This is a genomic window from Cupriavidus sp. FW306-01-F10A, assembly GCF_058782785.1.
On record NZ_JBYSYA010000003.1, the window covers coordinates 1,370 to 14,476 of the forward strand.

Sequence of the window (13,107 nt, forward strand, 5' to 3'; positions counted from 1 at the left end):
AGAAAGGAGGTGATCCAGCCGCACCTTCCGATACGGCTACCTTGTTACGACTTCACCCCAGTCATGAACCCTGCCGTGGTAATCGCCCTCCTTGCGGTTAGGCTAACTACTTCTGGCAAAACCCACTCCCATGGTGTGACGGGCGGTGTGTACAAGACCCGGGAACGTATTCACCGCGGCATGCTGATCCGCGATTACTAGCGATTCCAGCTTCACGTAGTCGAGTTGCAGACTACGATCCGGACTACGATGCGTTTTCTGGGATTAGCTCCCCCTCGCGGGTTGGCAACCCTCTGTACGCACCATTGTATGACGTGTGAAGCCCTACCCATAAGGGCCATGAGGACTTGACGTCATCCCCACCTTCCTCCGGTTTGTCACCGGCAGTCTCTCTAGAGTGCCCTTTCGTAGCAACTAGAGACAAGGGTTGCGCTCGTTGCGGGACTTAACCCAACATCTCACGACACGAGCTGACGACAGCCATGCAGCACCTGTGTCCACTTTCCCTTTCGGGCACCTGATGCATCTCTGCTTCGTTAGTGGCATGTCAAGGGTAGGTAAGGTTTTTCGCGTTGCATCGAATTAATCCACATCATCCACCGCTTGTGCGGGTCCCCGTCAATTCCTTTGAGTTTTAATCTTGCGACCGTACTCCCCAGGCGGTCAACTTCACGCGTTAGCTACGTTACTGAAGAAATGAATCCCCAACAACTAGTTGACATCGTTTAGGGCGTGGACTACCAGGGTATCTAATCCTGTTTGCTCCCCACGCTTTCGTGCATGAGCGTCAGTGACGTCCCAGGGGGCTGCCTTCGCCATCGGTATTCCTCCACATCTCTACGCATTTCACTGCTACACGTGGAATTCTACCCCCCTCTGACATACTCTAGCCTTGCAGTCACAAGCGCCATTCCCAAGTTGAGCTCGGGGATTTCACGCCTGTCTTACAAAACCGCCTGCGCACGCTTTACGCCCAGTAATTCCGATTAACGCTCGCACCCTACGTATTACCGCGGCTGCTGGCACGTAGTTAGCCGGTGCTTATTCTTCCGGTACCGTCATCGACCCCGGGTATTAACCAGAGCCATTTCTTTCCGGACAAAAGTGCTTTACAACCCGAAGGCCTTCTTCACACACGCGGCATTGCTGGATCAGGGTTGCCCCCATTGTCCAAAATTCCCCACTGCTGCCTCCCGTAGGAGTCTGGGCCGTGTCTCAGTCCCAGTGTGGCTGATCGTCCTCTCAGACCAGCTACTGATCGTCGCCTTGGTAGGCTCTTACCCCACCAACTAGCTAATCAGACATCGGCCGCTCCTGTAGCGCGAGGCCTTGCGGTCCCCCGCTTTCACCCTCAGGTCGTATGCGGTATTAGCTAATCTTTCGACTAGTTATCCCCCACTACAGGGCACGTTCCGATGTATTACTCACCCGTTCGCCACTCGCCACCAGGCCGAAGCCCGTGCTGCCGTTCGACTTGCATGTGTAAGGCATGCCGCCAGCGTTCAATCTGAGCCAGGATCAAACTCTTCAGTTCAATCTCTGTGTGGAAGCCTCGCGGCTCCCTCGCTCTTTCGAGCGGTCGCTCACTCTCAGAAAACTGACTGACCAGATCCGAAGACCCAGTCACGTTTTGCTGTGCGAGCACTGTATAACTTGTGAAGCAACACTGTCCGAAGACAGTGGCGTCCGCTACCCAGCGCCCACACTTATCGGTTGTTTGGTTGTTAAAGAACTTCGCCGCCGGCTTTGCCGTTCAGCGCCGCTGCGTTGTCTGCAGCAGAGAAACGAGATTATGCAGAGCTTTCCTCGTTTCGTCAACCGTTTCAGCATCTTTTTTTGCTGCGGCCAGCGCGCCAACTTCGCTGCGCCAACCATCCCGGTCGACCCCGCAACCCTTGCTGCGTCTGCTTTGCAGCGCTGCGTTGTGTTGCGAGGGGGCGAATATTAAGTGACCGCAGCGGGGTTGGCAAGGGGTTCTTCGAAAAAAAGCCAACCCGCCTAAAAAAGGCATTCCAAGCCACTTCAGCTGTCGTCGGGCGCTGCTTATAGAATGGCTGTTCCGGCCCACCGGGCCGCTCTTTATAGATGGGGACGTTTGATGACTATCCAAGCGACCTGGCAACCAAGCCAGGGCAACAGCATCTGCCACCTGACCAACGGGACTGCCGAGTGGCAGGCCGACCTGGATGCATCTGCCGGCGGCGACACCCAATACCCGAACCCGCATGACCTGCTGGATTCGGCCCTGGCCGCCTGCACCACGCTGACTTTGCAGCTGTACGCCAAACGCAAGGGCTACGCCATCACCGAAGTCCATGTATCGGTCGGTCATGAAGAGGCCAACGGGACCTACACCATGAACCGGGAGGTCAAGGTCAGCGGAGAACTCACGCCCCAGATCCTGGATGACCTGCTCCGCGTGGCGAATCGCTGCCCGGTGCACAAGACCTTGTCGGGACAGTTTTCCATCCAGACGTCGATTGCCTGACCCACCCTGGCAAGATCCCGCTCTCTGCTATTGTCAGCTCAAATGATAATCGTTATCATTTATGCCTCAGGCTGTGACACGTCCTGAGTCAGCAAATGGGTTCACCGGACACGGACGTGTCCGGTCTTTTCTTTCCGGCGACCTACCGTCGCGGCGGCCCCGTTCCGGCCGATTCCCTCCTGCCCGATGTCATCGTCCTGACGCACGTGGTGCGATACCGTACCTGGCGTGGACCAGGCGCGTGCCCCACCCGTTCGAGGGGCATCCTGCCCCGGTGTGTTGGCTGGCCCACCAAGGTTTCGTCGCTTTCCGGGCAAACCGGCGCCGTACGCTTTATCTGCCATGCACCGCAGGCTTACCATGAACGGAAAGCAGAACAAGTAGAAGGCGCCAACAGAAAGCGCCGATACATCGAAGCGAGCGGGGGGATTCCTTGACCAACTTCATCGAAGCGTATTGCGCGCAGGTTCGGCTTGCGGGCGCAGTCGGCGTGATCGCCAAACCGGTTGTGGTGGCACAGGACGGCGCCTACGCCATGCACTACGTGCCCTGCGAATACCTGAACATCCAGGCACCTCTGGTGCTGGTCAGCACCACGCCCGGCCACGCCCATGTGCGGCTGGCCGCCGCCGTCACCGAAGAACTGATGCGCGCCCATGCACCTGGCAGCGTAATTCAGCGCGAGAACAAGCGGCGCGTCGAACTGGGCGGCAAGCTGGTGCGGCCTAACCTGATCCGCATGCTTGACCACTTCCGGGTGCCCGAACTGGTCGGCCTGCCGCACGCCGCGGCATTGTGGAACGATGGATTCGAGCGCCTGCAACCGCTTGCCTTGCTGCCGCATGCCACCACGCGGCGCGGTCTGGCGTTCGACGGCCCACTGGAAGAACTGCTGGAGACCCCGATGCTGCGCGAGGTATTCGAAGCGCAGTTCCTGGGAGCCGTGCGCCAGATGCGCACGGATGCGCTGTACATCGCGCTGGGCCGTACCGCCTGGGCAGGGCTGCGGCATGCAGTCAGCCGCCGGCTGCTGGCAAAGCATCAACTGCTGGGGATGATGCCCGTGCCGGCGCGCGCCGGCAGCATGGTGCGCTACTTCCTGCGCGAGATCGCCGCCAGCGACCTGTCGGCCAAGGATCCGGTGCGCCATCGGGTGGCCTGGCTCGATGCCGCCCATGCCGAACTGGAAGCCAGCGTGCGCAAGCTGCGCGCTGCCATCCGGCCGGATCCGCACTCTGCCTACCTGATCGCGTAAGCGATCACTCGCCTCAATGATTGTGCTCGATAGACCCCACCGAAGTGGGGTCTCGGTGGCCCGCATTGTGTCGATAACGTCTCCTGAGGCATCTGACACGCCTCGCATTCCCGATTTTTGGCGGCCCCGCGTGGGCCGCGATTTTTTTGGGGATCGCCAATTAGCGCCGCCCGGTCAAGCGGCTACGCCGGTGGCGGCGTCTGCCCCACGCTTCGCCGCAGCGCATCCGATACCTGCGCCATCAGCGCGGCGTCGTCATCGACCGCGCGGCCGCTGGCCGACAATGCCTCGCGCACGCTGACGACCTTGCCCGCGTCATAGCACCGGCCGCTGTCGATGGCAGCTTCGAACGCATTGGCGCGCGCGTTGATCTGCACGGGGTCGGCGCTGACCAGCAGCACCGCATGGGCCAGCACCAGGTGGCGCTGCCCGTCGGGCGCTTGCATGGCCGCGGGTGCGCGGCGCCAGTACTGCGCCGTGCCGGCGATCTTGCGCGCGGCTTCGGGCGGGCCCCAGGCCAGGTTGTAGCGGCCGTCGCAGAAGGAACCGGCCACCGCCTGCCAGTGCGTGTCGACGCCCAGCGATTGCAGCGCGTCGCCGATGACCTCGCACAAGTGCAGGTAGACCGCGTCGCTGCGCGCGCCCGGCGGCTGTTCCACTGTGTAGGCCAGGCTCAGGTTGAGGATGCCAGGGCCCTGCGGCACCAGCCCGCCGCCCGACATGCGCAGGAATACCGGACATCCCTGCTGCGCGAAGTCGGCGCGCGCGGTTTCCAGCGCGGCATGGCGCAGGTAGGTGCGCGGCACCACCAGCGACAGCGGCGCCTCCCACAGCTGCGCCACCTGCCGGCCTTGTGCCGCGAGGTCGAGCAAGGCCAGCTCATCCTGCAGCGGGTCGCTGCCCGCCTGCCCGGCATGGGCCGCATCGACAAATTCAAACGGCATGGGATGGCACCAGCCTCCGGATGGCAACGTGCCGAGTCTAGCAACACTAGGCATTGAGCGCATCGAAGTACGCCAGCGCCTTCGACGCGTACATGGCGCCCGGTCCGCCGCCCATCTCGATATTGATGGCCAGCACTTCGGCCAGCTGCTCGCGCGTGGCGCGATGGCGCAGCGCCTGGCTGGTGTGGAACAGCACGCAGTCGTCGCAGCCCTTCTGCACCGCCAGCGCGACGGCAACCAGTTCCTTGACGGCGGCGGGCAGGCTGCCGTCCTGCGTGGCGGCCTTCATCACGCCCTGGAAGGCGCTCATGGCGGCGGGCTGGGCCTGGCCGAGCGCACCGAATTGCTTGTTGATCTCGGTCAGGCGGGTCTTCAGGTCTGTGGTCATGAGGTCTCCTGTCTTGAATTCGAACAAGGCGAGCTGGCCGCGCGGATGGCGCCCTGGGCGGCGCCATCCGCGCGCGGCATCAGCCGGCCAGATGCATCTTCAGCAGCGCGTTGAAGTCATTGGCCTTCTCCATCTGGCTCATGTGGCCAGCATCGGCAAAGACCTTGACGGTGGCTCCCGGCGGCGCGGCTTCAGCGTGCGCGACCGGGATGATCTGGTCCTGACCTCCCCACACCACCAGCACGCGCTTGCCACTGTTGGCCAGCCGCTGGCCAGGCTGCTCGCTCTGGCGGCCGCCGCCGAAGAGCCCCTGCCCCAGCGCCGTCAGCGCCTCGGTGACGCCGTCCAGCCGCTTGTAGCGCAGCAGGTCGTCCAGCATCTGGCGGCTGACCAGCCCCGCGTCGGCGAACAGCAGTTCGACCACGGGCTTGAGCTCGCGCCGGGACTGGGCACTGACGAAGCCTTCGGTATAGCCGCTGTTGACGGCGTCGCCAAAGCCCACCGGCGACACCAGCGCCACCGACAGCACCCGCTGCGGTGCATCGACGGCAAGTTGCGCCGCCACGCCGCCGCCCATCGAATGGCCGACCACATGCGCCGCCTCGATCCCGGTCTCGTCCATGAAGCGCGCTACAAAGCCGGCCATCTGCGCCAGCGTCGCGCCCGCGAGCCGCGGCGACGACTGTCCGTGGCCGGGCAGGTCGAGCGCCACCACGGTGTACGCGTCGGCCAGGGGATCGAGGTTGAACAGCCAGTTGTCCAGGTCTCCGCCAAATCCGTGGATGAAGAGCACGGTTTCGGCGCCGCCACCCTTGCGGGCATAGCGGACCCGGATGCCGTCGACGTCGGCAAACTGGTACGCGGCAGCGGCGTCTTCTTCGCCAGCGTCGTCCGCCGGCGTCTCATAAGCCGCGACATAGTCATCGATTTGCGCATCGCTCACCTCCGCAGGTGCCAGCACGCCGAGCAGCGCCTTCACCGGCAGCACGTCGCCGGCCTGCGCCACCTTGCGGCGCAGCGTGCCCGCGTCGGGCGCCTCCACCGCATTGGCGATCTTGTCGGTTTCCACATCCAGGATCGGCAGGCCCACGGTAATCACGGTTCCTTCGTCGACCAGCCAGGCATTGACCGTGCCTTCCTTCATCGACAGGCCCCACTTGGGCATCACGATCGGGATAATCGTGGGGGAAATTTCGGTTGCCATCAGTGCTTGCCCTCCTTCATGGTCTTGCGCGCGGCGGCGACGATCTGCGCGGCGCTGGGGATGTACAGGTCCTCCAGCGTCGGCGAGAACGGCACCGGCGTGTGCGGCGGGCACACCATCTCGATGCCGGCCTTGAGCGCGCCGAAGGCCTGCTGCGCAACCTGCGCGGAGATATCGGTGGCGATATTGCAGCGCGGGCTGGCCTCGTCCACGACCACCAGGCGGCCGGTGTTCTCGACCGATTCCAGCACCGTGTCCATGTCCAGCGGCGAGAGCGTGCGCAGGTCGACGATCTCGGCCTCGATGCCCTCCTTGGCCAGCGTTGCCGCCGCTTCGAGCGCGCGATGCACCATCAGCCCGTAGGTGACGATCGACACGTCCTTGCCGTCGCGCACGATATTGGCCTCGCCGAACGGGATTGCGTAGGCGCCTTCTGGCACCTCGCCCTCCAGGCCGTACAGGTTCTTGTGCTCGCAGAAGATCACCGGGTCGTTGTCGCGGATCGCCTGGATCAGCAGGCCCTTGGTGTCGTACGGCGTGGACGGGCACACCACCTTCAGGCCGGGGATATGCGTGAACAGCGGCGTCAGCATCTGGCTGTGCTGCGCGGCCGCGCGAAAGCCCGCGCCGACCATCGCGCGGATCACCACCGGGGTCTCGGCCTTGCCGCCGAACATGTAGCGGAACTTGGCCGCCTGGTTGAAGATCTGGTCGAAGCAAACGCCCATGAAATCGATGAACATCAGCTCGGCGATCGGGCGCATGCCGCAGGCCGCGGCGCCGATGGCGGCGCCCACGTAAGCGGATTCAGACAGCGGCGTGTCCAGCAGCCGGTCGCCGTGCTTGGCGTAAAGGCCCTTGGTCACGCCCAGCACGCCGCCCCAGGCGTCCTTCTCGCCGTCCGCGCCGGCGCCGCCGACGATGTCTTCGCCCAGCATGATGACGCTGGGGTCGCGGGTCATTTCCTGGTCGATCGCCTCGTTGATCGCCAGCTTGATGCTCAGTTTGCGAGCCATGGTTTGTCTCCTGATATTGGGTTAGCGCGTGGCGGATCAGTAGCTGACGTAGACGTCGGTGAGCAGGTCTTCGGGCCCGGGCTGCGGCGCGGCCTTGGCTTCCTGCACGGCATGCTCGATCAGCGCGGCGACCTCGCGGTCGATGGTGTCGAGTTCTTCGCGCGCGACCACTCCCGCCTGGGTCACGGCGCGGCCAAACAGCTTCAGGCAATCCTTGTTGGCGCGGATGTCGTCGAGTTCGCCGGCGGCGCGGTAGGTTTGCGCATCGCCCTCGAAGTGGCCATAGAAGCGGACCATCTTGCATTCGAGCAGCGACGGTCCGCCGCCTTCGCGCGCGCGCCGGATCACTTCGCCGGCCGCTTCATGGACCGCGAAGAAGTCGGTGCCGTCCACCGTCACGCCCGGGATGCCGAAGCCGGCGGCGCGGTCCACGTAGCTGTCCACCGCGGTGCCGTAATCGCGCGAGGTCGATTCGGCATAGCCGTTGTTCTCGATCACGAAGATCACCGGCAGGTTCCAGACCGCGGCCAGGTTCAGGCTTTCCAGGAAGGTGCCCTGGTTGGAGGCGCCGTCGCCGCAGAAGGTGATGCCGACCTCGCCCTTGCCGCGGAACTTGGCAGCCAGCGCGGCGCCGCAGATCAGCGGCGCGCCTGCGCCCAGGATGCCGTTGGCGCCCATCATGCCCTTGGACAGGTCGGCGATATGCATCGAGCCACCCTTGCCATTGCACGAGCCGCCCTTCTTGCCGTAGATCTCCTTCATCATCGCCACCGGATCGACGCCCTTGGCAATGCAGTGGCCGTGGCCGCGGTGCGTGCTGGCGATGCGGTCGCCATCGTCCAGGTGGTGCAGGATGCCGACGCCCGCGGCTTCCTCGCCCGCGTATAGATGGACGAAGCCCGGGATGTCGCCGCGCCCGAAGTCCACGTGCAGGCGTTCTTCGAAATCGCGGATGGTGCGCATCTTCCGGTACACCGTCAGCAACGTCTCCTTGTCGAGCGGCAGCGCGGCGGAATCTTGAGAAGCTCTGGCTGTCATGTCTGTCTCCTTCGTTTTCAGGTGTTGCACTTCAAGAAAGGGGAAAAGCGGGCGGACGCGGTGCCCGCGCGTCATCCCACCGCGGCGGGCTGCGGCAGGCTGCGCATCAGGTGGTGGCGCGCGGCATGGCGCATGCAGGCCGCGACGTCGATGCTGCGAAAGGCGTGGTCATGCAGGGTGACGGTGACTTCGTCGTCCGGGCCAAAGGCCAGCTCGCGCTCGCCGTCCAGCGCGACAATGCCGCTGCGCTGGCGCACGCGATGGGGACGGCCGTGTTCAAGCCGCTGCCAGCCGGCCACCGGCACGGTGCACATCAGGCCGGGTGCGATCGGCGCGCACAGGTCGAATTCGCCTTCGCCGGGCGCGGCCAGTTCGATCGCGAGGCCGCCCTCTTCGCGCCGGCCCACCGGCTTCAGCAGCCCGGCGATGGATGACAGGCCGATGGCCTCGGGGTCGGCAAAGGACACGTAGACGGCGGCAAGCGTGTCGGTCTTCCACAAGGCGCGTGCGCCGATGAAGTGCTCATGCGAGATCACCGCATCCACCAGTGCAATATCGCGGCGAAAGCCGCCGTTGCCGTCGCGGATGACGATGTCGAGCCGCTTGTTCGACGCCAGCGCCTGCGCAGGGGGAATGCGGCCCGTGGCATAGAGGCCGGTGGCCAGCCCGATGATGGTGGGCTCGCGCATTTCGGGGTAGGCATTGTTGGTGCCGGTCGACAGGCCCGCGATCGGCACAGCACCGCACTCGCGCACCACCGCGCGGTGGGTGCCGTCGCCGCCCAGCACGATGATCGCGGCCACGCCCGCATCGGCCATGCAGCGCGCGGCGCGCAGGGTGTCGTCGACGCGCGCGGTGACCGGCATGTCGAGGTAGTCGACCGCGGGCAGGCCCGAGTCCGGCCCCTGCCGGCGTGCCAGGTGCCGCGCCAGCATGACGCGCAGGCCTTCGCGGTCGGGCATCATCAGCACGCGCTCCACGCCGCAGGAGGCCAGCGCGGCCAGCAGGCGCAGCACGATATTGACGCGGTCGGCCAGCTGCAGGCTGTTGGCGTTGGCGATCACACGACGGATGTCGCGCGCGGAAATCGGGTTGGCGATGATGCCGACCACTGGCGCGATCTGCGCGCTGGCGCCTGCTGCGTGCCCCATTGCCTGTCTCCTGTTGTCGTTGTCTTGCCAGGCGTATTTGCAATGGCTGTGCCAGTGCGCGCAGGCAGTGAAAACAGGGGAAACAGCGGCCTCGGCGGGGTCGGATCCGAGGGATTACCCCGAGGCGGCAGGGCAAAAACGACGCTGCGCTGTGACAGGTGTCACAGCGCAGGTGTACAGGGGATGGACAACCGTATCGCAGGGATGGCGCGCGTGCGCCGTGCTGCCTGCCGGCTTATGCGTCGGTGGGCTCCGGGCCGCCGTCGCGCCGGTTGGGCGACTGGATGCCGTAGCGCTCCATGCGCCGGTACAGCGTCATGCGGCTGACGCCGATCTGCCGCGCGACCGCGCTCAGGTTCCAGCCGGACGCGCGCAGGTATTGCATCAGCAGCATGCCTTCCGGCGGCAACTGGTGCGGATCGAACGGTGCGGCAGCGGGTGACTGGGCGGGCCCTGGCTGCGGCAGGGCGGCGGACGGTGCGGGTCCCGCCAGGCTGTCAGGCAGGTCCGGCACATCGATATAGCCGTCGGCGCAGACCGCGCGCGCGTACTCCAGCACGTTGCGCAGTTCGCGCAGGTTGCCGGGCCAGCGGTGGCGGTGCAGCCGCTCGCGTGCCGCGGGCGACAGCGTGATCTCGCTGCCCTCTGCGCCCCCTTCCTGCAGCAGCTTGCGGACCAGCCAGTCCAGGTCGGTGCGCGCACGCAGCGGCGGCAGCGTGAAGCGCGCGCCGTTGAGGCGGTAGTACAGGTCCTCGCGGAAGCGCCCGTCGGCCACCAGTTGCTCCAGGCTGTGGTGCGTGGCGGAAATGACCCGCAGCCGCACCGGCACCGGCCGCGCGGCGCCGACAGGCAGCACTTCGCCCTCGGCCAGCACGCGCAGCAGCCGCGACTGCAGCTCGCGCGGCATGTCGCCGATCTCGTCCAGGAACAGCGTGCCGCCGTCGGCCTCCTGGATCAGGCCGCGCTTGCCGCGCGGGCCTGCGCCGGAGAAACTGTTGGGCAGGTGCCCGAACAATTCGCTTTCAATCAGGGTTTCAGGGATCGCCGCGCAGTTCACCGCTACGAACGGCCCGCCGCGGCGGGCGCTGGCAAGATGCAGCGCCTTGGCCAGGAACTCTTTGCCGCTGCCCGTCTCGCCGTGGATCAGCAGGTTGATCGGCGAATCGACCAGGCGCGCAGCGCGCTGCAACTGCTGCTGCAGCGCGGCATCGCCGCCGGTCAGCGCCGCCAGCGCATCCGGCATCGCCACCTGCGTTTCGGCGGGCGGCGCCTGCCAGCGCAGCGCCGGCGGCAGCACGCTCAGGTACAGCAGGCCGCCGCTGCGGGTCAGCGCCACCAGGCGCTGCTCGCTCGGGCGCGAATAGACATAGTGGCCCAGGTCCTCCAGGCGCGCGTCGAACAGCGTCTCGAACCGCTGGCCCAGCACGGTGGCGCCCGGTGCGCCACCCAGCTCGCCTTCCAGCATCAGCCTGGCGCGGTGGTTGTGGCCGACGATGCGGCCGGCCTCGTCCAGCGCCAGCAGGTATTCGGGATTGACGTCGACAAACTCCGGCGCCACGTTCAGCTTCAGGATCCAGTCGCGGCGGTGCGCGCGCAGGAAGTTGGCGTTCTCGATATGCGCGGCGTAGATGCGCACCATCTGCAGCGCCAGCCCCTGGCTGTCCTTGGCCTGCGGCGAGGTCAGCGCGGAGATGTCGAGGATGGCGTGCAGGTTGCCGTGCGTGTCGAACAGCGGCGCGGCGGTGCAGGTCAGCGGGATATGGGTGGCGTCGAAATGGTCGGCCTGGTGCACCGTCAGCGCCTGGCCCGTGGCCAGGGCGGTGCCGACCGCGCAGGTGCCGGCGCCGCTCTCGCTCCACTCGGCGCCCAGGTACAGGCCCGCGTGGCGCAGCGCGGCGTCGCTGCGGGCCTCGCCGATATAGTCGACGGTCACGCCCTGGGCATCGGTCAGCAGCACCACATAGCCCAGGCCCGCCACCTGCCCATACAGGCTCTGCAGGCCGTGGCGCGCGATGCGCGCGAAGTCGTCGATGCGTTCCTGGTGTTCGCGCAGGCGCGGCTGCGGCAAGATGCGCGCCTCCTGCATGCGCGACGGATCCAGGCCGTACTGGTGCACGCAGCGGCGCCATGAGTTCTGGATGATGGCGTCGTGCGCGATCCGGTCCGCAAGCACGGCCGGCGGGGCAAGGTATGTGGTGGCCTGGACCACCGTCTCGATGTGCTCGCGTTGCCGCAGGTCCATCGCTGTCTCCTGTCGTCGCTGCCGTCGGCCCCATGGGTGATGGATGGGGTGATGGATCGGGCGGACTGTCGGGCGCGTGCTGCGGAAGCCGCGCCTCTGTGTCTCGGGCCTTCTAATGTATCCGAGCGGATCAGCGGTACGCAAACAGGATTAGAGCGGCGCTCGCGGGCGCATGCCGCAAGTGCGGCGCACGCCATACCGCAGGACCGCAGGCGCTCAGAGCGCCGATGAGGTCTTCAGGCTGCGCGCCGCATCGGCAGCGATGGCGAACGAGCGCAGGCGCGCCTGGTGGTCATGGATCTGCCCGGTCAGCATCAGCTCGTCCGGGCGCAGGTCATCGACAAAGCGCTGCATGCCGGCACGCACGGCGTCGGGATCGCCCACCACCGAGCACGCCAGCGAGCGGCGGATATGGTCGGCCTCGCTCTCGTTCCACAGCGCTTCGATATCGTCCACCGGCGCGCGCAGCTGCCCCGGAGTGCCGCGCACCAGCGCCAGGAATTGCTGCTGCAGCGAGCTGAACAGGCGGCGCGCCTGGTCCCCGGTCTCGGCCGCAAACACGTTCAGGCCCAGCATCACATAAGGCCGGTCCAGCGCTTCGGAGGGCCGGAAGGTGCGCCGGTACAGGTCCACCGCCTGGCGCATGAAGCCCGGCGCAAAGTGCGAGGCAAAGGCGAACGGCAGGCCCATCGCCGCCGCCAGCTGCGCGCTGAACAGGCTCGAACCCAGCAGCCAGATCGGCACCTTGAGCCCGGCGCCGGGCACCGCGCGCAGGCGCTGGCCGGGGCGCACGTCGTCGAAGTAGGCCTGCAGTTCTTCCACGTCCTGCGGGAAGGTATCGGCGCTGTCGGCCGACAGGTGGCGGCGCAAGGCGCGCGCAGTGGCCTGGTCGGTGCCGGGCGCGCGGCCCAGGCCCAGGTCGATGCGGCCCGGGTAGAGCGAGGCCAGCGTGCCGAACTGCTCGGCGATCACCAGCGGCGAATGGTTGGGCAGCATCACGCCGCCCGAGCCCACGCGGATGGTGCTGGTGCCGTTGGCGACATAGCCGATCAGCACGGCGGTGGCGGCGCTGGCAATGCCGGGCATGTTGTGATGCTCGGCCAGCCAGTAGCGGTGGTAGCCCAGCTGCTCGGCATGGCGGGCCAGGTCGAGCGAGTTGCGCATGGCATGGCCGGCATCGCTGCCTTCAGGGATGGGGGCCAGGTCCAGCACCGACCAGGCCACGCCTGCGCCGTTGGGGATAGAGTCGTGATTCATGTGGTGGATGGCGGGCGGCTGGTGCCGCACGCGGGCAATGCGTATGGCCCGCTATCTTAGAGACCATGGCGCGATCGTGCTGGCAGCCTGATCGCGGCCCTTCGGGCGGCGTGGGTATCACGGG

At 66.1% G+C, this 13,107-nt stretch carries 10 protein-coding genes and 1 rRNA gene; 2 read left to right on the forward strand and 9 right to left on the reverse strand.

The window, feature by feature from the left end:
• Nucleotides 1-2: 2 nt before the first annotated feature.
• A 16S ribosomal RNA gene (locus AC3WLF_RS05550) occupies nucleotides 3-1,534 on the reverse strand.
• A 564-nt stretch (nucleotides 1,535-2,098) separates the two neighbouring features.
• Between AC3WLF_RS05550 and AC3WLF_RS05555 the strand changes: the two genes are divergently transcribed.
• Together AC3WLF_RS05555 and AC3WLF_RS05560 are read left to right on the forward strand one after the other, a co-directional pair.
• A complete protein-coding gene (locus tag AC3WLF_RS05555) occupies nucleotides 2,099-2,488 on the forward strand; it encodes an OsmC family protein (protein WP_010813534.1) in 390 nt (129 codons plus the stop codon).
• A gap of 433 nt (nucleotides 2,489-2,921) precedes the next feature.
• Complete coding sequence (locus tag AC3WLF_RS05560) at nucleotides 2,922-3,743, forward strand: hypothetical protein (RefSeq protein ID WP_492357134.1); 822 nt, start codon at nucleotides 2,922-2,924, stop codon at nucleotides 3,741-3,743.
• A 182-nt stretch (nucleotides 3,744-3,925) separates the two neighbouring features.
• On the opposite strand, the gene AC3WLF_RS05565 is transcribed toward AC3WLF_RS05560, so the two are convergent.
• From AC3WLF_RS05565 to AC3WLF_RS05600, 8 genes are all read right to left on the reverse strand, one after another.
• A complete protein-coding gene (locus tag AC3WLF_RS05565; RefSeq protein WP_492319276.1) occupies nucleotides 3,926-4,687 on the reverse strand; it encodes a lipoate--protein ligase family protein in 762 nt (253 codons plus the stop codon).
• Between the two features lie 46 nt (nucleotides 4,688-4,733).
• Nucleotides 4,734-5,075: a carboxymuconolactone decarboxylase family protein gene (locus AC3WLF_RS05570; RefSeq protein WP_340525849.1), complete on the reverse strand. Its 342-nt coding sequence runs from the start codon at nucleotides 5,073-5,075 to the stop codon at nucleotides 4,734-4,736.
• Nucleotides 5,076-5,154: 79 nt separating this feature from the next.
• Entirely contained in the window at nucleotides 5,155-6,279 is a 1,125-nt protein-coding gene (locus tag AC3WLF_RS05575; RefSeq protein ID WP_492319277.1) for an acetoin dehydrogenase dihydrolipoyllysine-residue acetyltransferase subunit, read from the reverse strand.
• Nucleotides 6,279-7,295: an alpha-ketoacid dehydrogenase subunit beta gene (locus tag AC3WLF_RS05580; protein ID WP_492319278.1), complete on the reverse strand. Its 1,017-nt coding sequence runs from the start codon at nucleotides 7,293-7,295 to the stop codon at nucleotides 6,279-6,281. The genes AC3WLF_RS05575 and AC3WLF_RS05580 overlap by 1 nt, the downstream gene beginning before the upstream one ends.
• Nucleotides 7,296-7,331: 36 nt before the next feature.
• Nucleotides 7,332-8,333, reverse strand: coding sequence for a thiamine pyrophosphate-dependent dehydrogenase E1 component subunit alpha (locus tag AC3WLF_RS05585; RefSeq protein ID WP_492357930.1), 1,002 nt, complete (start codon nucleotides 8,331-8,333; stop codon nucleotides 7,332-7,334).
• 71 nt (nucleotides 8,334-8,404) lie between these two features.
• A complete protein-coding gene (locus AC3WLF_RS05590) occupies nucleotides 8,405-9,484 on the reverse strand; it encodes an ATP-NAD kinase family protein (protein WP_492319280.1) in 1,080 nt (359 codons plus the stop codon).
• Between the two features lie 235 nt (nucleotides 9,485-9,719).
• A complete protein-coding gene (locus AC3WLF_RS05595) occupies nucleotides 9,720-11,726 on the reverse strand; it encodes a sigma-54-dependent Fis family transcriptional regulator (RefSeq protein ID WP_492357931.1) in 2,007 nt (668 codons plus the stop codon).
• A 216-nt stretch (nucleotides 11,727-11,942) separates the two neighbouring features.
• On the reverse strand, nucleotides 11,943-12,983 hold the full coding sequence (locus AC3WLF_RS05600; RefSeq protein ID WP_492357932.1) for an LLM class flavin-dependent oxidoreductase: 1,041 nt from the start codon (nucleotides 12,981-12,983) through the stop codon (nucleotides 11,943-11,945).
• Between the last annotated feature and the right edge of the window lie 124 nt (nucleotides 12,984-13,107).

What these genes read in the sequence shown, in the direction of transcription:
- AC3WLF_RS05570 (WP_340525849.1), bottom strand. Translation starts at nt 5,075, where the DNA reads ATGACCACAGACCTGAAGACCCGCCTGACCGAGATCAACAAGCAATTC.
- AC3WLF_RS05575 (WP_492319277.1), bottom strand. Translation starts at nt 6,279, where the DNA reads ATGGCAACCGAAATTTCCCCCACGATTATCCCGATCGTGATGCCCAAG.
- AC3WLF_RS05580 (WP_492319278.1), bottom strand. Translation starts at nt 7,295, where the DNA reads ATGGCTCGCAAACTGAGCATCAAGCTGGCGATCAACGAGGCGATCGAC.
- AC3WLF_RS05600 (WP_492357932.1), bottom strand. Translation starts at nt 12,983, where the DNA reads ATGAATCACGACTCTATCCCCAACGGCGCAGGCGTGGCCTGGTCGGTG.
- AC3WLF_RS05565 (WP_492319276.1), bottom strand. Translation starts at nt 4,687, where the DNA reads ATGCCGTTTGAATTTGTCGATGCGGCCCATGCCGGGCAGGCGGGCAGC.
- AC3WLF_RS05595 (WP_492357931.1), bottom strand. Translation starts at nt 11,726, where the DNA reads ATGGACCTGCGGCAACGCGAGCACATCGAGACGGTGGTCCAGGCCACC.
- AC3WLF_RS05585 (WP_492357930.1), bottom strand. Translation starts at nt 8,333, where the DNA reads ATGACAGCCAGAGCTTCTCAAGATTCCGCCGCGCTGCCGCTCGACAAG.
- AC3WLF_RS05590 (WP_492319280.1), bottom strand. Translation starts at nt 9,484, where the DNA reads ATGGGGCACGCAGCAGGCGCCAGCGCGCAGATCGCGCCAGTGGTCGGC.
- AC3WLF_RS05555 (WP_010813534.1), top strand. Translation starts at nt 2,099, where the DNA reads ATGACTATCCAAGCGACCTGGCAACCAAGCCAGGGCAACAGCATCTGC.